Source organism: Serratia sp. PL17, from assembly GCF_017832355.1.
Taxonomy (GTDB): Bacteria; Pseudomonadota; Gammaproteobacteria; order Enterobacterales; family Enterobacteriaceae; genus Serratia.
In genome coordinates, this window is the sequence record NZ_JAFIBY010000002.1 from 400,039 (window position 1) to 421,531 (window position 21,493).

20 protein-coding genes and 1 other annotated feature are annotated in these 21,493 nt (G+C 53.9%); of the genes, 14 read left to right on the forward strand and 6 right to left on the reverse strand.

The window, feature by feature from the left end; genetic code table 11:
• The first annotated feature begins 207 nt into the window (after positions 1-207).
• Both sltY and trpR read left to right on the forward strand, forming a co-directional pair.
• Complete coding sequence (gene sltY / locus JOE25_RS10625; protein ID WP_209634952.1) at positions 208-2,136, forward strand: murein transglycosylase; 1,929 nt, start codon at positions 208-210, stop codon at positions 2,134-2,136.
• 55 nt (positions 2,137-2,191) lie between these two features.
• Entirely contained in the window at positions 2,192-2,521 is a 330-nt protein-coding gene (gene trpR, locus JOE25_RS10630) for a trp operon repressor (protein WP_209634955.1), read from the forward strand.
• 17 nt (positions 2,522-2,538) lie between these two features.
• Here trpR and yjjX read toward each other — a convergent pair whose 3' ends face one another.
• Positions 2,539-3,078 carry an inosine/xanthosine triphosphatase gene (gene yjjX, locus JOE25_RS10635; protein ID WP_209634957.1) on the reverse strand — a complete coding sequence of 180 codons (540 nt, stop codon included), beginning with the start codon at positions 3,076-3,078 and terminating at the stop codon, positions 2,539-2,541.
• A gap of 110 nt (positions 3,079-3,188) precedes the next feature.
• On the opposite strand from yjjX, the gene gpmB reads away from it, so the two are divergent.
• A complete protein-coding gene (gene gpmB, locus JOE25_RS10640) occupies positions 3,189-3,836 on the forward strand; it encodes a 2,3-diphosphoglycerate-dependent phosphoglycerate mutase GpmB (protein ID WP_037420628.1) in 648 nt (215 codons plus the stop codon).
• On the opposite strand, the gene robA is transcribed toward gpmB, so the two are convergent.
• On the reverse strand, positions 3,833-4,702 hold the full coding sequence (gene robA / locus JOE25_RS10645; RefSeq protein WP_209634959.1) for an MDR efflux pump AcrAB transcriptional activator RobA: 870 nt from the start codon (positions 4,700-4,702) through the stop codon (positions 3,833-3,835). The two genes, gpmB and robA, sit on opposite strands and share 4 nt — an antisense overlap.
• 345 nt (positions 4,703-5,047) lie before the next feature.
• Between robA and creA the strand changes: the two genes are divergently transcribed.
• The gene (gene creA / locus JOE25_RS10650) at positions 5,048-5,527 is read left to right on the forward strand and encodes a protein CreA (protein ID WP_209634961.1); all 480 of its coding nucleotides are present in this window, start codon (positions 5,048-5,050) and stop codon (positions 5,525-5,527) included.
• 43 nt (positions 5,528-5,570) lie between these two features.
• On the opposite strand, the gene arcA is transcribed toward creA, so the two are convergent.
• Positions 5,571-6,287, reverse strand: a complete 717-nt coding sequence (arcA, locus tag JOE25_RS10655) for a two-component system response regulator ArcA (protein WP_004949989.1) — start codon at positions 6,285-6,287, stop codon at positions 5,571-5,573.
• A gap of 633 nt (positions 6,288-6,920) precedes the next feature.
• On the opposite strand from arcA, the gene JOE25_RS10660 reads away from it, so the two are divergent.
• From JOE25_RS10660 to thrC, 5 genes are all read left to right on the forward strand, one after another.
• Entirely contained in the window at positions 6,921-7,607 is a 687-nt protein-coding gene (locus JOE25_RS10660; RefSeq protein WP_209634963.1) for a tRNA/rRNA methyltransferase, read from the forward strand.
• Between the two features lie 212 nt (positions 7,608-7,819).
• Positions 7,820-7,888, forward strand: a complete 69-nt coding sequence (thrL, locus tag JOE25_RS10665; protein WP_071998276.1) for a thr operon leader peptide — start codon at positions 7,820-7,822, stop codon at positions 7,886-7,888.
• Positions 7,827-7,945 (forward strand) — a sequence feature (Thr leader region). (Overlaps the previous gene by 62 nt.)
• A 25-nt stretch (positions 7,946-7,970) precedes the next feature.
• Positions 7,971-10,430 (forward strand): bifunctional aspartate kinase/homoserine dehydrogenase I, encoded by a 2,460-nt coding sequence (gene thrA, locus JOE25_RS10670; RefSeq protein ID WP_209634964.1) that lies wholly within the window; start codon positions 7,971-7,973, stop codon positions 10,428-10,430.
• Between the two features lies 1 nt (position 10,431).
• Positions 10,432-11,361, forward strand: coding sequence for a homoserine kinase (thrB, locus tag JOE25_RS10675; protein ID WP_209634968.1), 930 nt, complete (start codon positions 10,432-10,434; stop codon positions 11,359-11,361).
• A 3-nt stretch (positions 11,362-11,364) separates the two neighbouring features.
• On the forward strand, positions 11,365-12,654 hold the full coding sequence (thrC, locus tag JOE25_RS10680; protein ID WP_209634970.1) for a threonine synthase: 1,290 nt from the start codon (positions 11,365-11,367) through the stop codon (positions 12,652-12,654).
• Between the two features lie 63 nt (positions 12,655-12,717).
• Here the strand turns inward: thrC and yaaA are convergent, their stop codons facing one another.
• Positions 12,718-13,491: a peroxide stress protein YaaA gene (gene yaaA, locus JOE25_RS10685; protein ID WP_209634972.1), complete on the reverse strand. Its 774-nt coding sequence runs from the start codon at positions 13,489-13,491 to the stop codon at positions 12,718-12,720.
• Between the two features lie 105 nt (positions 13,492-13,596).
• Entirely contained in the window at positions 13,597-15,021 is a 1,425-nt protein-coding gene (locus JOE25_RS10690) for a sodium:alanine symporter family protein (RefSeq protein WP_209634974.1), read from the reverse strand.
• A gap of 381 nt (positions 15,022-15,402) precedes the next feature.
• On the opposite strand from JOE25_RS10690, the gene tal reads away from it, so the two are divergent.
• The 3 genes from tal to JOE25_RS10705 all read left to right on the forward strand — a co-directional run bounded on the left by tal (position 15,403) and on the right by JOE25_RS10705 (position 18,526).
• Complete coding sequence (tal, locus tag JOE25_RS10695; RefSeq protein ID WP_209634976.1) at positions 15,403-16,356, forward strand: transaldolase; 954 nt, start codon at positions 15,403-15,405, stop codon at positions 16,354-16,356.
• A gap of 150 nt (positions 16,357-16,506) precedes the next feature.
• Positions 16,507-17,094 carry a molybdopterin adenylyltransferase gene (gene mog, locus JOE25_RS10700; protein WP_209634977.1) on the forward strand — a complete coding sequence of 196 codons (588 nt, stop codon included), beginning with the start codon at positions 16,507-16,509 and terminating at the stop codon, positions 17,092-17,094.
• A 124-nt stretch (positions 17,095-17,218) separates the two neighbouring features.
• Positions 17,219-18,526 (forward strand): MFS transporter, encoded by a 1,308-nt coding sequence (locus JOE25_RS10705; protein WP_209634979.1) that lies wholly within the window; start codon positions 17,219-17,221, stop codon positions 18,524-18,526.
• A gap of 49 nt (positions 18,527-18,575) precedes the next feature.
• Here the strand turns inward: JOE25_RS10705 and satP are convergent, their stop codons facing one another.
• Positions 18,576-19,175 carry an acetate uptake transporter gene (satP, locus tag JOE25_RS10710; protein ID WP_209634981.1) on the reverse strand — a complete coding sequence of 200 codons (600 nt, stop codon included), beginning with the start codon at positions 19,173-19,175 and terminating at the stop codon, positions 18,576-18,578.
• 61 nt (positions 19,176-19,236) lie between these two features.
• Between satP and JOE25_RS10715 the strand changes: the two genes are divergently transcribed.
• Both JOE25_RS10715 and dnaK read left to right on the forward strand, forming a co-directional pair.
• A complete protein-coding gene (locus tag JOE25_RS10715) occupies positions 19,237-19,407 on the forward strand; it encodes a hypothetical protein (protein ID WP_209634983.1) in 171 nt (56 codons plus the stop codon).
• A 92-nt stretch (positions 19,408-19,499) separates the two neighbouring features.
• On the forward strand, positions 19,500-21,413 hold the full coding sequence (gene dnaK, locus JOE25_RS10720) for a molecular chaperone DnaK (protein WP_209634985.1): 1,914 nt from the start codon (positions 19,500-19,502) through the stop codon (positions 21,411-21,413).
• Positions 21,414-21,493: the final 80 nt, after the last annotated feature.

The window sequence follows — 21,493 nt, forward strand, 5'->3', positions numbered from 1 at the left end:
TGGATAAGCAATCGTGCTGTCTATGATAGATGGCTGAGCCGGTCGCTTAGCGCACCCTTTTGTTCTGGCGTGATGACGGTGATTTTCCACGACAGGACGTGAAACACTCGGAGAGCCGATTTCCCCGTCCGTTGACTGCTGGCGTAGCGCGGCAACGGGGGGCGTCGTCTCTGGCAACACATAAGCATTAGCGAGGAAAGAGTCAGTATGGTCAAGGTAGACAAGTGGCGGTTTTGGGCTGTGGGCCTGTGTCTGACGGCATTTTCGGGCGCGGCATTGGCGGATTCCCTGGATGCCCAGCGTCAACGTTACCTGCAGATTAAGCAGGCGTGGGACAGTAATCAAATGGGCGTTGTGGCACAACTGATGCCGACGTTGCGCGATTATCCACTGTACCCTTACCTGGAGTACCGCGAGCTGACGCAAGATCTCAGCCAGGCGGGGTTCTCTGAGGTGAATGACTTTATTAAGCAGCACCCGACACTGCCGCCGGCCAAATCATTAGCTCCGCGCTTTGTTAATGAGCTAGCACGGCGTGAAGACTGGCGCAGTCTGTTGGCTTTCAGTCCACAGGCACCGAAACCTATCGCTGCGCGTTGTAATTATTACTACGCCAAATGGGCCACGGGCGATCAACAGGCGGCCTGGAGTGGTGCAAGCGACGTTTGGATGAGCGGCAAATCGTTGCCGGGCGCCTGTGACAAGCTGTTCAGCGTTTGGCAGGGGGCGGGTAAGCAAACGCCGTCGCTTATCCTGGAGCGTATGAAGCTGGCACTGAAAGAAGGGAACAGCGGATTGGTGAACAGCCTTTACCGCCAGTTACCCTCAGATTATCAGACAATGGGCGACGCACTGGTACGGCTGCAAAATGATCCGACGACGGTGGAGTCCTTTGCTCGGAGCGTGGGGCCGACTGACTTTACCCGGGCGGCGACCAGCATCGCTTTCGAACGTCTGGCGCGTCAGGATGTCGAAAACGCCCGCGCGATGATCCCAACGCTCGCTCGCCTGCAGAAAATGAGTGACAGCGAACGACTGGGGCTGGAAGAAGCGGTGGCGTGGCGTCTGATGGGCAGTGACGCCACCTTTGAACAGACACAATGGCGCGATAAGGTGATCCTGCGCAGCCAATCCCCCACGCTGCTGGAACGCCGTGTGCGCATGGCGCTGGGTAATGGCGATCGCCAAGGCGTTGCGACCTGGTTGGCTCGCTTGCCAGAAGAGTCACGTAATAAAGATGAATGGCGCTATTGGCGTGCGAGTATTTTGCTGGACGAGGGCAAACGCAGTGAAGGTGAAGAGATCCTGCGTCGCCTGATGACTGAGCGCGGCTTTTATCCCATGGTGGCGGCGCAAAAGCTGAATACGACTTACCCGGTTATGGTCGCTGTGGCGGCGAAACCTCGCGCGTCGCTGGTGGACGGGCCGGAAATTGCCCGTGTGCGTGAGTTGATGTATTGGAATATGGACAATCTGGCGCGCAGCGAGTGGACTTCCTTTGTGGCCAGTCGCAGTCGTCCAGAACAGGAAGCGCTGGCGCGTTATGCTTTCGAGCAGAAATGGGCCGATCTTAGCGTGCAGGCGACCATCGTCGGTAAGTTGTGGGATCACCTGGAAGAGCGTTTCCCGGTGGCCTGGCCGCAAGAGTTCCGTGCTGCGACTGACGACAAGGGGATAACGCCGAGCTATGCCATGGCGATTGCCCGCCAAGAGAGCGCCTGGAACCCAAAAGCGCAATCCCCGGTGGGGGCGAGCGGCCTGATGCAGGTTATGCCGCGAACCGCGCAGCATACCGTTGAAATGTACAATATTCCGGGTTACTCAAGCCCAAGCCAATTACTTGACCCGCGGGTCAACATTACCATCGGCACCAGTTATCTGGAGTACGTTTACCAGCAGTTTGGGCGAAACCGTATTCTGTCGTCGGCGGCTTATAACGCTGGCCCATCCCGCGTAAACACCTGGTTGGGCAACAGTGAAGGGCGAGTCGATGCGGTGGCGTTTGTCGAAAGCATCCCGTTCTCGGAAACCCGTTCTTACGTGAAGAACGTGTTGGCTTACGATGCATTTTATCGCTATCTCATGCACCGACCAGCCAAAGTGCTGACCGATGCGGAGTGGCAGAGGCGTTATTGATTTTGACGGCGCTATGGTATGCTGCTGTACTAGTTAAATAGTATGGTGGCTTGCCATGACGCAATTATCACTTAACGACCCGGCTCTTTCAGAACAAGGTAATGAGGATTGGCTGCGCTTTGTTGCGCTGCTGCAAAACGCGTTTGCACAAGAACTGCATCAGCCTCTGATGCAACTGCTGCTGACGCCAGATGAACGCACGGCGTTAGGCACGCGGGTACGGATCATTCAGGAACTGATGCGCGGTGAGATGAGCCAGCGTGAGCTGAAAAATGAACTGGGGGCAGGCATTGCCACTATCACCCGGGGTTCGAACAGCCTGAAGGCGGCGACACCGGCGCTGAAGCAATGGCTGGAACAGCAGCTGTTGGGCGATACGCAGTAGCGTAACGCCCAACAGGGCTACTTCTGCGGCGCGTTATTGTGGTTTTGGTAGATTGAATTGTGGAAGGGCACCAACGCCAGCAACAGCGCCTGATGGTAAACGCTGGTGCGGCTTAACCGCCCATCGGTAAAGATGCCAATAGCGCCGCCCTGGCGTTTCACTTCAGCATTGCCGGTGATGGCCGCCATCTCGCTCCCCAATTCGCGACCAGCGCGAATTCCCTGTAAAATTGTCTCTGGTAACATCAGGCTGGCTGAGCGCGATTCGCCGCGGGTGTGTGGGTTTTCGACCGTCATCCAGGCGAAAGTCATATTCTCTTCGATACCTGCTTCCACGCCGACCCAAAAGTCGGCTTCTGGGCGTACTTGCCGCGCTTCCATTACACGCTGGCGTGCCCCGGTGCGGGTTTCGAGATTACCTATGGGTTGCAGTGAGACGCCGCTGGCGACGTCGACTGATTCAATACGGCATTGGCCTGCGCCAAAGGTGTCATCAAAAGCCAACTGAATAGCCTTGATCTTTGCCGGGTTGGTAGTGGCAGCGACAACATGATACATAACGGGTTTGGCATCCTTAAGCTAAGAGCCTATTCAAACGTCAGGCATGTGCGAAAGCGGTTTCTGACGAAGATAAACTCAGGTTTCACGCAGTATAACGGAAAAGCAAAATGTTACAGGTATACCTCGTTCGCCACGGCGAAACGGAATGGAATGCGGCTCGCCGTATCCAAGGCCAGTCCGACAGCCCGTTAACCGCCAACGGTGAACATCAGGCTCGTCTGGTTGCCCAGCGTGTCAGCAAACAAGGCATTACGCATGTGATTACCAGCGATCTCGGGCGCACCCGACGCACTGCACAAATCATCGCAGAGGCTTGCGGCTGCGAGGTGATTAACGATCCACGTTTGCGTGAGTTGCATATGGGGGTGCTGGAAGAGCGCTTGATCGACAGCCTGACGCCGCAGGAAGAGCAGTGGCGCAAGCAGATGGTCGATGGTACTGCGGACGGGCGTATCCCTCAAGGCGAATCCATGAGCGAGTTGGGCGAACGTATGCGAGCGGCATTGGAAAGCTGCCTGATGTTGCCTGAGGGCAGCAAACCGCTGATCGTCAGCCACGGTATCGCTTTGGGGTGTTTGATCAGCACCGTACTCGGATTGCCGGCTTATGCTGAACGCCGCCTGCGCCTGCGTAACTGTTCGCTGTCGCGTGTCGACTATCAGCAGAGCCCATGGCTGGCTTCTGGCTGGATCGTTGAAACCGCGGGCGATGTCACGCATTTGGACATGCCCGCGTTGGACGAACTGCAACGCTAACGGCGGATCGGGATCAAGTAGTCGCAGTTGATCTCGGTTGGCGGTTGAGGTGGCCTACGGTCACCTTTTGGATAAAAGCGCTCAATGTCGTGCCCTTTACGGCGCGTGAGTTTGAGCGCTGGCAGGCAGGTGCCATACAGGGTCAGAATAAAGTCTTGTAGGCCTGAAGCCGGGCCTTCGTAGCTGAACATGGCATATTCGCCGCCTTGCAGTACGAGCGGCTGGCCTGCCTGTATTTTTGCCGGCACGTGATCAGGCTCCAGCGCCGTGGTGTACAGCACTTCCTGCTCGTCATCCTTTTCCTGGCTTGGGCGCGAATGATGCAACCCGTACAACACCGGTGGCAGCGTGTCTGCTTCGCCCAGATACTGGCGCCAGAACTGGGAACGCAGCTCGGTACGGAAGTTGGATATTTGCTCAAGTGTGCAGGAATAGCTTTGCGTCAGGCCAATCAGATGCTGTTCCGGCAGAGAGATAAACTCAGGCTGCGGCAGGGTAAAGGCACCCAGGCGAATTGGCGGGCAAATGCCGAATGCGCTCCAGTCTTCTGCACGGCGATATAGCGCTGGCGTTTGCGCAAACTGTTTTTTAAATGCGCGTGTGAATGTCTGCTGCGAGTCGAAGCGATACTGTAAGGCGATATCCAGAATAGGTCGGCTGGTTAAACGCAGCGCCACCGCAGCTTTGGATAATCTCCTTGCCCGGATATAAGCGCCGATGGCGTTACCGGTAATATCTTTGAACATCCGTTGTAAATGCCACTTGGAGTAACCCGCTTTAGCCGCCACGTTGTCTAGCGACAAGGGTTGGTCCAGATGGCTTTCCAGCCAGCTAAGCAGATCACGAATGATACCGGCTTGATCCATAGATCTTCCTCGTAGAGCTTTAGGGTAAGGACCCGAACTGTTTATTCATTACGCTGGTGCTTTGCGCTATCAGACCAATCCATGAGCCATTTTGCGTAGCACTCTTTACCTCTTGCTGCGGGTTGCGCAAGAGTTGGATAGGGGCACACCTTAAACGGGCGAAAAGAAATAACGACGCCGCATAATAGCAATTTTTTTCCTCCGAGACTCCCAAAGATTTTTTTCACGCTCTGTGCTAAAAAGATCGGTGCGGACCAGAAGAAAACCTATTCTGTGACCTAAAACATAAACAATATTGATTGCCAGCGCCTATTTCTTTAGGTTCTGGCTATTGGAGTTAAGTGAATGAAAAAAGGATGGATATTTTTGTTTGGTTTAGTTTGCGCAACCGTAAATACGGCGCAGGCTGAACAGGTTGGGTCAGTCGACACGGTATTCAAACTCTTTGGTCCAGACCACAAAATTGTCGTGGAAGCGTTCGACGATCCTGATGTCAAAAATGTAACTTGTTATATCAGCCGGGCAAAAACCGGTGGTATTAAAGGCGGGTTGGGATTAGCGGAAGACACTGCGGATGCGGCCATTTCTTGCCAGCAGGTTGGGCCCATTGAGCTGAACGATAAAATTAAGAATGGCAAGGCGGAAGGTACCGTCGTGTTCCAGAAACGAACATCGTTGGTGTTTAAGAAGCTGCAGGTCGTGCGTTTCTACGATGCGACACGCAATGCGTTGATTTATCTTAGCTATTCAGACCGAGTGGTGGATGGTTCACCGAAGAACGCGTTGAGTGCGGTGCCGATCATCCCTTGGGGTGAGGCAAAATAAGATTTGGGGTTCGAGGGAACCCCAACTATTTAACGCGGGAGACTTACTCTTCCAGATCGCCGCAGAAACGGTAACCTTCACCGTGAATGGTGGCGATAATTTCTGGTGTGTCAGGCGTTGATTCGAAGTGCTTGCGGATGCGACGGATGGTCACGTCCACGGTACGGTCATGGGGCTTCAGTTCACGGCCGGTCATTTTCTTCAGCAGTTCGCCACGGGATTGGATCTTGCCCGGGTTTTCGCAGAAGTGCAGCATGGCGCGGAATTCACTGCGCGGCAGTTTGTACTGTTCGCCAGCTGGGCTGATCAGTGAGCGGCTATTGATGTCCAGCTCCCAACCGTTGAATTTATAGCTTTCAACCAGGCGGCGTTCTTCGCCGACGCTGCCCAGGTTCATGGTACGAGACAGCAGGTTGCGTGCGCGAATGGTCAGTTCACGCGGGTTGAACGGCTTGGTGATATAGTCATCAGCGCCGATTTCCAATCCGAGGATCTTATCAACTTCGTTATCACGGCCGGTCAGGAACATCAGCGCGACGCTAGCCTGTTCACGCAGTTCGCGCGCCAGCAGCAGGCCGTTTTTGCCTGGCAGATTGATGTCCATGATAACCAGATTGATATCATTTTCAGACAGGATGTTGTGCATTTCTGCACCATCATTGGCTTCATGAACAACGTAGCCTTCCGCCTCGAAAATGCTCTTCAGGGTGTTACGAGTGACTAACTCGTCTTCGACAATCAGAATGTGCGGGGTCTGCATATTTGCTACCTAAAATTGCCAACAAAATAGAAAATAGGAAGTACAGAAGTCTTTGTTTTCTTGGCGGAGGGCAGAGATTAGCGCTCACGTTCCCTCTTAACAAATGACTACAGTACGTAAACTCGTTCTTGATGCACTTTCCATCTCATGTCAACAAGATCGCTAGCTTGGTGGGGGTGCTATTCCCTACAACCCCAAAGGTGCCAAAACGGCGCATATCCTAACCCTATTAACAGCAATATAACAGTGCGTACCGAATTCATCACCCAACAAAACTAAGCTTTGTTGACATATATCAAATTCAATTGTAGCACGTTAACAGTTTTGTGAAAAACACTTACAGAAATGCCAGTTTAAGTCACAGAAGCATAAATTCTGTGTACGATTCAGCATTGTCGCGCCTAATGGGGTAGAATTATCGGCTTATTGATAAAAGGGGGCTTTTAACACTTTGATTTATAATGGTAGTAAATCATAAGCAGCAATAATATGTATTACGCTCTCTTTATCAGGCCAATAACGCATTTAACCCTATCTATCGTGGCTGTCGGGATTATTGTTGCACGCTTGTAAATATAATCAGACTATCCTGAACAGTCAAAAACTCGCAATCCCTCATTCTGTGGAGTATTGATGCAGCTTCATATTGTTTTAGTGGCTCCGGCACGGCCGGAAAACGTCGGCGCTGCGGCGCGGGCGATGAAAACCATGGGCTTTACTTCGTTACGCATTGTCGATAGCGACGCGCACTTGCAGCCGGCGGCGCGCTGGGTCGCCCATGGGGCAGGGGATATCCTTGACGGCGTGCAAACTTTTTCAACGCTGGAGCAGGCGTTGGCGGATGTTGATTTCACGGTAGCGACCACCGCTCGCAGCCGCGCACGCTTCCACTATTACTGTACGCCCCAGCAGTTACTGGGTCAGTTGGACGAACGCCGTGAGTGGGTAGGTCAGGCTGCGCTGGTGTTTGGTCGTGAAGATTCCGGTTTGACCAACGAAGAATTGGAATTGGCCGATCTGCTCACCGGTGTGCCAATGAAGGCGGATTACCCCTCCTTGAATCTTGGCCAGGCGGTGATGGTGTATTGCTACCAACTGTCAGCGCTGATGGACGTTAGTGCACCGCAGGAGCCGGTGGCTAACGAAGGCCAACTTAAGGCGCTGCGTCAGCGTGCCGAAGGTTTACTTGGCGCATTAGGGGTCAGTGATGACCAAAAATTGCGAGACTGGTTGCATCAACGGCTCGGTGCTTTGCAGCAGCGGGACACGGCGATGCTGCATACGTTGTTGCACGACATCGAAAAAAAACTGACAAAGTGATACCCACAAACATGGCTTATTATGCAGTGTGATCCACTGCAAAATTGCTTGCTGTCTGTGTTTTTATTCTGTCATTTGGCTTTTCAGCTCTCTCATTGCTCAATGGCCCCTTTGGGGAATAAATAAGCAAAAATAAGAAATAATTTGACTTGGGATAGCGATTGCTTTAACCAATAGAGGGGACAGAGTATTTAATGAGACAGACAGAAAAAATGCGAAACATCAGCCTGAACACAACAATTATTACCACCACCGATACCACAGGTAACGGGGCGGGCTGACGCGTACAGGAAACAAAAGAAAAAAGCCCGCACCTAACCAGTGCGGGCTTTTTTTTCGGCTTAAATTCGGGAGAGATAAGAAATGCGAGTGCTGAAATTTGGCGGAACCTCGGTAGCGAATGCAGAACGTTTTCTGCGCGTCGCCGACATCATGGAAAGTAACGCACGTCAGGGACAGGTGGCCACGGTATTGTCCGCTCCGGCTAAAATCACCAACCACTTGGTGGCGATGATTGACAAAACGGTAGCAGGGCAAGACATTCTGCCAAATATGAGCGATGCAGAACGCATTTTCGCTGACTTGCTGAGCGGTTTGACACAGGCATTACCTGGCTTTGAATATGATCGTCTCAAGACCTTGGTCGATCATGAGTTCGCTCAACTCAAGCAGGTACTGCACGGCGTTGCACTGCTCGGACAATGTCCGGACAGCGTGAATGCGGCTATCATCTGCCGCGGTGAGAAGCTCTCCATCGCTATCATGGAAGGCGTGTTTCGTGCCAAAGGTTTCCCGGTCACGGTGATCAACCCGGTAGAGAAATTGCTGGCCCAGGGGCACTATCTGGAATCTACGGTGGACATCGCCGAATCCACACTGCGCATTGCGGCGTCGGCGATTCCTGCGGATCACATTGTGCTGATGGCCGGTTTCACCGCCGGTAATGATAAAGGTGAACTGGTGGTGCTTGGCCGTAACGGTTCTGATTACTCTGCTGCGGTGCTGGCTGCTTGTCTGCGTGCCGACTGTTGTGAGATCTGGACTGACGTCGATGGTGTCTACACCTGCGATCCACGCACCGTGCCGGACGCCAGGTTATTGAAGTCGATGTCGTATCAGGAAGCGATGGAGCTTTCCTACTTCGGCGCCAGCGTACTTCACCCCCGCACTATCGCCCCGATTGCCCAGTTCCAAATCCCTTGTCTGATTAAAAATACCGCCAACCCGCAAGCCCCAGGCACGTTAATCGGCGGTGAAAATCTGGATACAGATACCCCGGTTAAAGGCATCACCAATCTGAACAACATGGCGATGATCAACGTTTCCGGGCCAGGGATGAAGGGCATGGTCGGCATGGCTGCGCGGGTGTTCGCCGTGATGTCGCGTGCAGGTATTTCGGTGGTGCTGATTACCCAGTCCTCTTCCGAATACAGCATCAGCTTCTGTGTGCCGCAAAATGAACTGCAGCGTGCGCGTCGAGCACTGGAAGACGAGTTCTATCTTGAATTGAAAGATGGGCTGCTGGAGCCGCTGGACGTCATGGAGAAACTGGCGATTATTTCGGTAGTCGGCGATGGCATGCGTACTCTCCGGGGGATTTCGGCCAGTTTCTTCTCGGCACTGGCGCGCGCCAATATTAACATTGTCGCTATTGCCCAAGGGTCTTCAGAACGTTCTATTTCGGTTGTGGTGAGCAATGATTCCGCGACGACCGGTGTTCGTGTCTGCCACCAGATGTTGTTCAACACCGATCAGGTGATTGAGGTCTTTGTCATCGGTGTCGGTGGCGTGGGTGGCGCATTGATCGAGCAGATTTACCGCCAGCAGCCGTGGTTAAAACAAAAGCATATCGATCTGCGCGTGTGCGGGATCGCCAATTCCCGCGCCATGTTAACCAACGTACACGGCATCGCTTTGGAAAGCTGGCGCGACGAGCTGGCCGGTGCACAGGAGCCGTTCAATCTTGGCCGTTTGATTCGTCTGGTGAAGGAGTATCACCTGCTGAACCCGGTGATTGTTGACTGTACCTCCAGCCAGGCGGTTGCCGACCAATATGCGGATTTCCTCGCCGACGGTTTCCACGTAGTGACGCCGAACAAAAAGGCCAATACCTCGTCGATGAACTACTACCAGCAATTGCGCACCGCTGCAGCCGGTTCGCGCCGCAAGTTCCTGTACGATACCAACGTCGGTGCGGGCCTGCCGGTGATCGAGAACTTGCAGAACCTGTTGAACGCGGGTGACGAACTGACGCGTTTCTCCGGTATTCTCTCCGGTTCACTGTCCTTTATTTTTGGTAAGTTGGATGAAGGGATGTCGTTGTCGGCGGCGACTCAACAGGCTAAGGAAAAAGGGTACACCGAACCGGATCCGCGGGATGATCTGTCCGGTATGGATGTCGCGCGCAAGTTGCTGATCCTGGCGCGCGAAGCGGGCTACAAACTGGAGTTGGCGGATATCGACGTGGAGTCGGTGTTGCCGCCGTCCTTTGACGCTGCTGGCGATGTAGATGCCTTTATGGCGCGCCTGCCGGAGCTGGATAACGAGTACGCTCGCAACGTGGCCAATGCTACCGAACAGGGCAAGGTATTGCGCTATGTCGGCGTGATCGAAAATGGCCGCTGTCAGGTACGTATAGATGCGGTAGACGGCAACGATCCGTTGTATAAAGTGAAGAACGGCGAGAACGCCTTGGCTTTCTACAGCCGTTACTATCAGCCGTTGCCGTTGGTGCTGCGTGGCTATGGCGCCGGTAACGATGTGACCGCAGCGGGTGTCTTTGCTGACTTGCTGCGCACACTGTCATGGAAGTTGGGAGTTTAATATGGTTAAGGTGTATGCGCCGGCCTCAATTGGCAACGTAAGCGTCGGTTTCGACGTCCTGGGCGCCGCGGTATCCCCGATCGACGGGACTTTGCTGGGCGATTGCGTCAGCGTAGAGGCCGCCGAAACGTTCAGTTTGCAGAATGCCGGCCGTTTCGTCAGCAAGCTGCCGGACGACCCGAAAGAGAATATCGTTTACCAATGCTGGGAGCGTTTCTGCCAGGAGATGGGTCAACAGATCCCGGTGGCGATGCGGCTTGAGAAGAATATGCCGATAGGTTCCGGGTTGGGCTCAAGTGCCTGCTCAGTGGTTGCAGGATTGATGGCGATGAACGAATTCTGCAACCGCCCATTGGATAAAATGACCCTGCTGGGCCTGATGGGCGAGCTGGAAGGCCGTATCTCCGGCAGCGTGCATTACGATAATGTGGCGCCTTGCTACCTTGGCGGCCTGCAGTTGATGCTGGAAGAAGAAGGCTTCATCAGCCAGGAAGTGCCATGCTTTAAAGACTGGCTGTGGGTGATGGCCTATCCAGGCATCAAGGTATCCACCGCCGAAGCGCGTGCGATCTTGCCCGCGCAGTATCGTCGTCAGGACTGCATCAGCCACGGCCGTTATCTGGCGGGCTTTATCCATGCCTGCCACACCCAACAACCGCAGCTGGCCGCCAAACTGATGCAGGATGTGATTGCCGAACCGTATCGCACCCGCCTGTTGCCGGGCTTTGCCGAGGCGCGCAAGGCTGCGCAGGATATCGGCGCGTTGGCCTGCGGTATTTCCGGCTCAGGCCCGACGCTGTTTGCCGTTTGCAACGACAGCGCGACCGCGCAACGCATGGCCGACTGGCTGACTCATCACTATCTGCAAAACGACGAAGGTTTTGTTCATATTTGCCGTCTGGATACCGCAGGCGCACGACTACTGGGATAACGCATGAAACTGTACAACCTTAAGGATCACAACGAGCAGGTCAGCTTCGCACAGGCGATCAAACAGGGCCTGGGTAAACAGCAAGGGCTGTTTTTCCCGCTGGAGCTGCCGGAATTTGAGCTGACGGAAATCGACCAGTTGCTGGAACAGGATTTTGTCACGCGCAGCAGCCGTATTCTGTCGGCGTTTATTGGTGATGAAGTTTCTGAAGAAGCATTGCATAAGCGTGTGGCGGCGGCCTTTGAGTTCCCAGCGCCGGTCGCGCAAGTCGAAGATGACATTGCCTGTCTGGAACTGTTCCATGGCCCAACGCTGGCGTTCAAAGACTTCGGCGGCCGCTTTATGGCGCAAATGTTGGCGGAAGTCGCGGGCGATCAGCCTGTGACTATTTTGACCGCGACGTCTGGCGATACGGGGGCCGCGGTAGCGCATGCGTTCTATGGCCTGAAGAATGTGCGCGTAGTGATTCTGTATCCGCAGGGCAAAATCAGCCCGCTGCAGGAAAAGTTGTTCTGTACCCTGGGTGGCAACATCCATACCGTGGCGATCGACGGCGACTTCGATGCTTGCCAGGCACTGGTGAAGCAGGCATTTGACGATCAGGAATTGAAAGACGCTCTGCATTTGAACTCGGCTAACTCTATTAATATCAGCCGGCTGCTGGCGCAGATTTGTTATTACTTCGAAGCGGTAGCGCAACTGCCGCAAGAAGCACGCAATCAGTTGGTTGTCTCGGTGCCTAGCGGCAACTTCGGTGATTTGACTGCCGGTTTGCTGGCAAAATCGTTGGGCCTGCCGGTGAAGCGTTTTATCGCAGCGACCAATGCCAATGATACTGTGCCGCGTTTCCTGACTCACGGGCAGTGGCAGCCGCACGCCACCGTGGCGACGCTGTCGAATGCGATGGATGTTAGCCAGCCGAACAACTGGCCGCGGGTAGAAGAACTGTTCCGTCGTAAGATCTGGCAACTGAAAGAGCTGGGTCACGCAACGGTCAGTGACGAGACCACCAAGGACAGCATGCGTGAGCTGGCGCAATTGGGCTATCTCTCCGAACCTCATGCGGCAATTGCGTACCGCGCATTGCGCGACCAGTTGCAGGACGGTGAGTTTGGTCTGTTCCTGGGGACCGCGCATCCAGCCAAGTTTAAAGAGAGCGTAGAGGAGATTCTGGGTCAGGAACTGCCATTGCCAAAAGCATTGGCACTGCGTGCCGATTTGCCGTTGCTGTCTCATAACCTGCCAGCTGGGTTCAGCGAACTGCGTAAGTTCCTGATGGCCTTACCAGCCTGATTCTGATGAGCTCATAAAATCAAAAAGCCGTCATTACGACGGCTTTTTTGTGGGCGAGGTTTATTACTGCTCTGGGCGTTTGAACACCAGTTCGTTGCCCTTGGAGCCGGCTTCATCAAAGGCGTAGCCTTCGAGGTTGAAGCCAAGCAGCTGTTCGCGCTGGGTCAGGCGGTTTTTGATGATATAGCGGCTCATCAACCCACGCGCCTTCTTGGCATAGAAGCTGATCACTTTGTATTTGCCGTTCTTCTCGTCGAGGAACACCGGTTTAATCAGTGTGCCGTGCAGTTTGGCTGGTTTCACGGATTTGAAGTATTCGTCTGACGCCAGGTTGACTACCATGTCGTCTCCCTGTTGTTCCAATGCCTCGTTGAGCTTTTTAGTAATTTGCTCGCCCCAGAAACTGTACAGATCCTTGCCCTTGGCGTTTTCCAGCTTGATGCCCATCTCCAGACGGTAAGGCATCATCAGGTCGAGCGGCCGCAGCACGCCGTACAGCCCGGACAGCATGCGCAGATGCTGTTGGGCAAAATCAAAGTCGTCTTCGCTAAAGTCTTGTGCGTGCAAGCCAGTATAGACATCGCCTTTAAAAGCCAGCAGTGCCTGGCGGGCATTGTCGGGGGTAAATTTTGGCTGCCAGTCACCAAAGCGAGCGGCGTTCAGCCCGGCCAGTTTGTCGCTGATGCCCATCAACGTAGAAATTTGTACCGGCGTGAGGTCACGGCAGATTTTGATCAACTGCTTAGATTTATCCAGCAGCTCCGGCTGTGTGAAGCGTTCTGTCGCCAGCGGGCTTTCGTAATCAAGAGTTTTTGCAGGTGAAATAATAACGAGCATGGCCAGATCCTGTTTATCCAAGAACGAGTACTGTAGCAAAAAGCGCGGAAAAAAGGGGCAATGGGTGTGATAGGCAGGGCGCGTGCCAGACGCGCCCGCAAAAAATTAATGCTTGTCCCACACGCCCGGTTCAAGCTGGGATTTCAGTTCGGGGAAGCGATTGGCGTCGAAGGTGGGCAATTGCCCCAGCGTTCGCTGACGGTGGTAATCATTCGCCAGCTTCAGCGCTACCCGTGACAGCAGCAAGATTGCTGTCAGGTTGGTAATGGCCATCAACGCCATTGAGGTATCTGCCATTTTCCATACCACAGGCAGTTCTGCCAGTGCGCCAAACATCACCATGCCTAGCGCGGCGCAACGGAAAATCAGCAGACCCGCCGGGTGATTGCGTTCCAGAAAAACCAGATTGCTCTCGGCATAGGCATAGTTGGCAATAATAGAGGTAAAGGCGAAAAAGAAAATGGCGATGGCGACAAACGGCGAGCCCCAACTGCCGACGGCGGCGGAGAGTGCCCGCTGTGTCATGTCGATGCCACTGATGTTGGCTACCGGTTGGTCCAATACGCCAGAGGACAGAATGATTGCGGCGGTCGCGCTGCAAATCACGATGGTATCAATAAATACCCCGAGCATTTGTACATAGCCCTGAGAAGCAGGGTGCGGAGGATAGGGGGAAGCGGAAGCCGCCGCATTGGGGGCAGAACCCATGCCGGCCTCGTTGGAAAACAGGCCGCGCTGAACGCCCTGAGTCATTGCCTGCGAAATACCGTAACCGACGGCACCTGCTGCCGCTTCCTGTAGCCCGAAAGCGCTTTTGACCACCAGTGACAGGATAGCCGGCATATGCTCAATGTTATGACCAATCACCCAGAACGCCAGCAGCAGGTAAGCGGCCGCCATCAAGGGGACGATCAACTCAGCCACGCGGGCGACGGAACGGATGCCGCCAAAGATCACTGCGCCGCTCAGGATCACCAGGCCGATACCGACATACAGAGGTTCTATATGGAAGGCGACGGCGGAAGCCTGAGCGATGGAGTTGGCTTGCACGGCGTTGAATACCAGGCCAAAGGCAATGATCAAAAAGATTGAGAACAATACGCCCATCCAGCGCATGCCCAGACCTTTCTCCATATAATAAGCCGGACCGCCACGGTAGTTACCCTGGTCGTCTTTGGTTTTGTAGAGCTGCGCCAGGCTACTTTCTACAAAGGACGTGGCCATGCCGATAAATGCCACAACCCACATCCAGAAGATGGCACCAGGGCCACCGGCGGTGAGGGCGATCGCTACTCCCGTCAGGTTACCGGTGCCAACACGGGCCGCGAGGGTGGTACAGAGCGCTTGAAAGGAGGAAATGCCAGCACTGTCGCTCTTGTTGCTGTGTTTCAGTATCGAGAACATGTGGCTGAAATGGCGGACCTGAATAAAGCGGGTGCGCAGCGTGAAATAAATGCCTGTACCCAACAGCAAATAAATCAGTACCGAACCCCACAAGATATTATTGATAAAATTCATTAGGTCCGTCACGGATCCCTCCTTGTTGAAATTTGTTGCGCACCACGCCGCATCCACCGCGGGTGAAAAGACATTGATTGAATTTTTACAAGAGCTTAGCTGAGATCAGCCGGAGTCTGAGCAATTGAGATTTTTCTCAGATTTTGTCACCCATTGCACTAATTTTCGCGAATTTAACATAATTTATTCAATCGATAGCACGTTATTGCCTTTTCATCAGCTCGGGAATGGCGAAAGATAGTGGCGTAAACGGTTGCTCGCTCAAGGATAAAACGGGCGTCGCCAGGCCGTGATTTTCCAGCCTTGCACCGGGCCTTGCGCATGTTATTATCAGGGCAGGGCATGGTTGAACGATGCCAAAAGTTCATGCACACACGATGAGATAATGCCAACATGACCGATAAATTAACTTCCCTGCGCCAACTGACTACCGTGGTTGCAGATACGGGCGATATCGCGGCAATGAAGCTGTATCAACCGCAAGATGCTACGACCAACCCTTCGCTGATCCTCAATGCAGCCCAAATTCCTGAATACCGCAAACTGATTGACGAAGCCATTGCCTGGGCACGTGAGCAGAGCAGCGATCGCGAACAGCAGATTGCCGATGCCGCCGACAAGCTGGCAGTCAACATCGGTCTGGAGATCCTGAAACTGGTGCCGGGCCGTATCTCCACTGAAGTGGACGCGCGTTTGTCTTACGACACTGAAGCCAGCGTTGCCAAAGCCAAGCGACTGATCAAACTGTACAACGATGCCGGTATCAGCAACGATCGTATCTTGATCAAACTGGCTTCTACCTGGCAGGGCATCCGCGCCGCGGAGCAGCTGGAAAAAGCAGGCATCAACTGTAACCTGACACTGCTGTTCTCCTTCGCTCAGGCGCGTGCCTGTGCTGAAGCTGGCGTGTTCCTGATTTCTCCGTTTGTTGGCCGTATCCTCGACTGGTACAAAGCGAATGGCGACAAGAAAGAGTTCGCGCCAAACGAAGATCCAGGTGTGGTTTCCGTTACTGAGATTTACCAGTATTACAAAGAGCACGGTTACAAAACCGTGGTGATGGGCGCGAGCTTCCGTAACGTCGGCGAAATCATCGAACTGGCTGGCTGTGACCGTCTGACCATCGCCCCTGCGCTGCTGAAAGAGCTGGCAGAAAGCGAAGGCACGCTGGAGCGTAAACTGTCCTACACGGGCGAAGTGAAAGCGCGTCCTACAGCGTTGACTGAGCCTGAGTTCTACTGGCAGCACAACCAGGATCCAATGGCCGTTGAGAAACTGACCGACGGTATCCGCAAGTTTGCCGTAGACCAGGGTAAGCTCGAAAAAATGATCGCCGATCTGCTGTAATTTTCGCAATCAGCGCAGAAAAAGGTGGCTTAGGCCGCCTTTTTTTATGCCCGCAGATCCCGGTAGCGGGCAGACACTTTATACTCTCTGGATTCATAACAGGGCAGGAAATGAACCCGCCCGAACCCCATCAGGCTGTAGAGGTTACGCATGGACATATTACGTATTGGTTTGGTTTCCGTTTCTGACCGCGCTTCTGGCGGCGTTTACCAGGATAAAGGCATACCGGCGCTGGAAGAATGGCTGGCCACAGCGCTGGCGACGCCGTTCAAAGTGGAAACCAGGCTGATCCCCGATGAGCAAACGTTGATCGAACAAACCCTGTGTGAGCTGGTGGATGAAATGGGCTGCCATTTGGTGCTGACGACCGGCGGTACCGGCCCGGCACGCCGTGATGTGACCCCCGATGCCACGTTGGCGATTGCCGATCGCGTGATGCCCGGCTTCGGCGAGCAAATGCGTCAAATCAGCCTACACTATGTGCCAACGGCAATTCTTTCGCGTCAGGTGGGGGCGATCCGCAAGCAGGCGTTGATCATCAATCTGCCGGGGCAACCCAAGTCGATCAAGGAAACGCTGGAAGGGGTTAAGGATGAGCAGGGTAAGGTGGTTGTGCACGGTATTTTCGCCAGCGTGCCGTACTGCATACAGCTGCTTGAAGGACCTTATGTGGAAACGCATGCCGCGGTGGTAGCAGCATTTCGTCCTAAGAATGCGCGTCGCGAGATAAACCTCTAAATTTCAGCGATATGTGGGATAAATCCCAGCCGATCTGGTGTGAAATAAATTTGCCGTTATAGTAAGGATTCGTTTACAGAAAGCCTCTGGCTTTTATTTTAACAGTCTCCTCCGACGGTACTCTATGCCTCTCGATAATAATCGCCGGTTAAACCGGCAAGACTACAAAACTCTGACGTTAGCCGCCTTGGGCGGTGCGTTAGAGTTCTATGACTTCATCATTTTTGTCTTCTTTGCCGCGGTTATGGGTGAGCTATTCTTCCCGGCAGATATGCCGGAATGGCTACGCCAGGTACAGACCTTCGGCATCTTTGCCGCAGGCTATCTGGCGCGCCCGCTGGGTGGCATCGTGATGGCGCACTTTGGCGATCGGGTCGGCCGCAAAAAAATGTTCAGCCTGAGTATTTTACTGATGGCGTTGCCTACGTTGGGCATGGGTCTGTTACCGACCTACGCCAGTATTGGCATTGCCGCACCACTGCTGCTGCTGCTGATGCGCGTACTGCAAGGGGCGGCTATCGGTGGTGAGGTCCCCGGCGCATGGGTGTTTGTTGCCGAGCACGTGCCGCGCCGCCGTATTGGTTTTGCCTGCGGTACGCTGACTGCCGGTCTGACCGTCGGTATTTTGCTGGGGTCGTTGGTGGCGACGGTAATCAATACCACGCTCAGTCAACAGACCATTATTGACGGCGGCTGGCGCCTGCCGTTCCTGCTGGGCGGTATTTTCGGTCTGGTGGCAATGTATCTGCGCCGTTGGTTACAGGAAACGCCAATATTTATCGAGATGCAGGCGCGGAAAGCCTTGGCGGAGGAGCTGCCGCTGAAATCGGTGGTACTTAACCATCGCAAAGAGGTTGTGGTGTCAATGCTGCTGACCTGGCTGTTGTCCGCCGGCATTGTGGTGGTGATCCTGATGACGCCGACCTATTTGCAAAAACAGTTCGGCATCGCCCCGGCGCTGTCACTGCAAGCTAACAGTATCGCCACCATTATGCTGATTGCCGGTTGTATTATTGCGGGGTTGTCGGCGGATCGTTTCGGCGCCAGCAAAACCTTTATCGTTGGCAGCTTGCTGTTGGCTGGCTGCAGCTGGCTGTTTTATCGGACGGTGGGAGAGCACCCGGAAATGCTGTTCGCCTGCTATGCACTGGTAGGTTTCAGCGTGGGTGTCGTCGGGGCTGTACCCTATGTCATGGTGCGGGCTTTCCCAGCGGAAGTGCGGTTTACCGGGATTTCGTTCTCATATAATGTTGCATACGCTATTTTCGGGGGTTTAACCCCAGTATTTGTGACGTTGATCATGAAGTTAACCCCGTTAGCGCCTGCTTACTATGTACTGGCGCTGTCAGGTATCGGGTTGCTGCTGGGAATGTACCTGTACCGTGACCTGAACAGTGAGACCAAGGCGCAGCGTGCCCGCTCTTACAGCTAAAAAAAAGCCCTGCAATAAGTGCAGGGCTTTTTGTTTCAGACGGCGGTGATTATGCCGCTGCCCGAATGGGTTCTACATTGTTGACGTCGGGTTCGCCAATCGGCAGAACCTTACGGCCAAATTGCTCGTTGAGCACTTCTGCCATTGCCAGGTAAATGGCACTGGCACCGCAGATAATGCCTTCATAACCAGCAACGTTCAGCAGGGCATGATTGCCCGTGATATTGCCGATCGCCAGCAAGGCGAACAGCAGCGTCAGGCTGCCGAACACAAACTGCAGCACGCGGTTAGCGCGCAACGTGCCGAAGAACATGAACAGAGTGAAGACACCCCACAGCGCCAGATAAATACCCAGTACGCTGGCGTCGGTCGGTTCTGCCAGACCCAGGCGCGGCAGCAGCAGCAGGCCCACCAGGCTCAGCCAGAAGCTGCCATAAGAGATAAAGGCAGTCATGCCGAAGGTGTTTCCCTTCTTGTATTCCAGCAGGCCGGCCATAATTTGGGCCAACCCACCGAAGAAAATCCCCATGCTGATAATGGCGGAATTCAATGGGAAAAAGCCCGCGTTGTGCAGGTTCAGCAAGACGGTGGTCATCCCGAAGCCCATCAGGCCGAGAGGGCCGGGATTCGCCAACTTGTTGGTGTGCATAAGTCCTCTGCAATAACAGAAAATTAACGGAAATAGCGAAGTAAATACATAAATGTTCTGAATGGCCGAAAAATCGATAACTTCCATCAGAGTGCGCGGCATCATAATGATCCCCGGAACAGGAAACAATGATCTGAGTGACGATAAAAAAGAAATTTTTTTCGCCTTGCCCCTTGATGCTGAGTTGGATGGCCCCATCTTATTTGCAACCGCAGTTGCTGACCGCGGCTAAGACTGAAATGTTGGGCAGTTGAAAAACAAAAATTTGCCCGCATATAGGTTAGCAACCTGACCGAATATGAATTTATTAGTGGAGACGTTTAGATGGGCAAAATTATTGGTATCGACCTGGGTACTACCAACTCTTGTGTAGCTATTATGGATGGTGGTAAAGCGCGCGTGCTGGAGAACAGCGAAGGCGACCGTACTACACCTTCGATCATCGCATATACCCAGGATGGTGAAATTCTGGTTGGCCAGCCTGCTAAGCGTCAGGCTGTTACTAACCCACAAAACACCCTGTTTGCGATCAAGCGCCTGATTGGCCGTCGCTTCCAGGATGAAGAAGCACAGCGTGATAAAGACATCATGCCGTACAAAATTGTGGCTGCTGATAACGGCGACGCATGGGTTGAAGTGAAAGGCCAGCGTGTAGCACCACCGCAGATCTCTGCTGAAGTGCTGAAGAAAATGAAGAAAACGGCGGAAGATTACCTGGGTGAACCGGTAACTGAAGCGGTTATCACTGTTCCTGCATACTTCAACGACGCACAGCGTCAGGCGACTAAAGACGCCGGTCGTATCGCAGGTCTGGAAGTAAAACGTATCATCAACGAACCGACTGCTGCTGCCCTGGCTTACGGCCTGGACAAAGAAGTTGGCAACCGTACCATCGCGGTTTATGACCTGGGTGGCGGTACTTTCGATATCTCTATTATCGAAATCGACGAAGTTGACGGCGAAAAAACCTTCGAAGTTCTGGCAACCAACGGTGATACCCACCTGGGTGGTGAAGACTTCGACAGCCGCCTGATCAACTACCTGGTGGAAGAGTTCAAGAAAGAACAAGGTTTCGATCTGCGCAACGATCCGTTGGCGATGCAGCGTCTGAAAGAAGCCGCTGAGAAAGCGAAGATCGAACTGTCTTCCGCTCAGCAGACCGACGTTAACCTGCCGTACATCACTGCAGATGCGAGCGGTCCAAAACACATGAACATCAAAGTGACCCGTGCAAAACTCGAGTCGCTGGTTGAAGATCTGGTAGCGCGTTCTATCGAGCCGCTGAAAGTGGCACTGAAAGACGCAGGCCTGTCGGTTTCCGACATCCAGGACGTGATCCTGGTGGGCGGCCAGACCCGTATGCCAATGGTTCAGAAGAAAGTTGCTGACTTCTTCGGTAAAGAACCACGTAAAGACGTTAACCCGGACGAAGCCGTTGCGGTGGGTGCTGCGGTACAGGGCGGCGTGTTGGCCGGTGATGTGAAGGACGTTCTGCTGCTGGACGTTACCCCGCTGTCGCTGGGTATCGAAACCATGGGCAGCGTGATGACTCCGTTGATCACCAAAAACACCACGATCCCGACCAAGCACAGCCAGGTGTTCTCTACCGCTGAAGACAACCAGTCTGCGGTAACCATCCACGTGCTGCAGGGTGAGCGTAAACGCGCTAACGATAACAAGTCACTGGGTCAGTTCAATTTGGACGGTATCCAGGCTGCTCCGCGCGGTATGGCGCAGATCGAAGTGACCTTCGACATCGACGCCGACGGTATTCTGCATGTGTCTGCTAAAGACAAGAATACTGGCCGTGAGCAGAAAATCACCATCAAGGCTTCTTCTGGTCTGAACGAAGAAGAAATCCAGAAAATGGTGCGTGATGCTGAACTGAACGCCGAAGCGGACCGTAAGTTCGAAGAGCTGGTGCAGACCCGTAACCAGGCTGACCACCTGATCCACGGTACCCGTAAGCAGTTGGAAGAAGCGGGCGACAAACTGCCAGCAGAAGACAAAACGGCTATCGAAGCGGCGCTGAAAGATCTGGAAACTGCGGTTAAAGGCGAAGATAAAGCCGATATCGAAGCGAAGACCCAGGCTCTGGTGCAGGTTTCTGGCAAACTGCTGGAAATGGCTCAGGCGCAGCAGGCACAGCAAGGTGCTGATGCTGGTGCTGACAACGCGGCGCAGAAAGACGACGACGTGGTTGACGCTGAGTTCGAAGAAGTTAAAGACAAAAAATAATCGCCCTTAAGCGGGCACGTAACGGCCGAGAGGCCGTTACTGGAAACCAGCACGGGCGTCGAGGCAACTCTGCGCCCGTG

What these genes read in the sequence shown, in the direction of transcription:
- sltY (WP_209634952.1), top strand. Translation starts at nt 208, where the DNA reads ATGGTCAAGGTAGACAAGTGGCGGTTTTGGGCTGTGGGCCTGTGTCTG.
- trpR (WP_209634955.1), top strand. Translation starts at nt 2,192, where the DNA reads ATGACGCAATTATCACTTAACGACCCGGCTCTTTCAGAACAAGGTAAT.
- yjjX (WP_209634957.1), bottom strand. Translation starts at nt 3,078, where the DNA reads ATGTATCATGTTGTCGCTGCCACTACCAACCCGGCAAAGATCAAGGCT.
- gpmB (WP_037420628.1), top strand. Translation starts at nt 3,189, where the DNA reads ATGTTACAGGTATACCTCGTTCGCCACGGCGAAACGGAATGGAATGCG.
- robA (WP_209634959.1), bottom strand. Translation starts at nt 4,702, where the DNA reads ATGGATCAAGCCGGTATCATTCGTGATCTGCTTAGCTGGCTGGAAAGC.
- creA (WP_209634961.1), top strand. Translation starts at nt 5,048, where the DNA reads ATGAAAAAAGGATGGATATTTTTGTTTGGTTTAGTTTGCGCAACCGTA.
- arcA (WP_004949989.1), bottom strand. Translation starts at nt 6,287, where the DNA reads ATGCAGACCCCGCACATTCTGATTGTCGAAGACGAGTTAGTCACTCGT.
- JOE25_RS10660 (WP_209634963.1), top strand. Translation starts at nt 6,921, where the DNA reads ATGCAGCTTCATATTGTTTTAGTGGCTCCGGCACGGCCGGAAAACGTC.
- thrA (WP_209634964.1), top strand. Translation starts at nt 7,971, where the DNA reads ATGCGAGTGCTGAAATTTGGCGGAACCTCGGTAGCGAATGCAGAACGT.
- thrB (WP_209634968.1), top strand. Translation starts at nt 10,432, where the DNA reads ATGGTTAAGGTGTATGCGCCGGCCTCAATTGGCAACGTAAGCGTCGGT.
- thrC (WP_209634970.1), top strand. Translation starts at nt 11,365, where the DNA reads ATGAAACTGTACAACCTTAAGGATCACAACGAGCAGGTCAGCTTCGCA.
- yaaA (WP_209634972.1), bottom strand. Translation starts at nt 13,491, where the DNA reads ATGCTCGTTATTATTTCACCTGCAAAAACTCTTGATTACGAAAGCCCG.
- tal (WP_209634976.1), top strand. Translation starts at nt 15,403, where the DNA reads ATGACCGATAAATTAACTTCCCTGCGCCAACTGACTACCGTGGTTGCA.
- mog (WP_209634977.1), top strand. Translation starts at nt 16,507, where the DNA reads ATGGACATATTACGTATTGGTTTGGTTTCCGTTTCTGACCGCGCTTCT.
- JOE25_RS10705 (WP_209634979.1), top strand. Translation starts at nt 17,219, where the DNA reads ATGCCTCTCGATAATAATCGCCGGTTAAACCGGCAAGACTACAAAACT.
- satP (WP_209634981.1), bottom strand. Translation starts at nt 19,175, where the DNA reads ATGCACACCAACAAGTTGGCGAATCCCGGCCCTCTCGGCCTGATGGGC.
- JOE25_RS10715 (WP_209634983.1), top strand. Translation starts at nt 19,237, where the DNA reads ATGGCCGAAAAATCGATAACTTCCATCAGAGTGCGCGGCATCATAATG.
- dnaK (WP_209634985.1), top strand. Translation starts at nt 19,500, where the DNA reads ATGGGCAAAATTATTGGTATCGACCTGGGTACTACCAACTCTTGTGTA.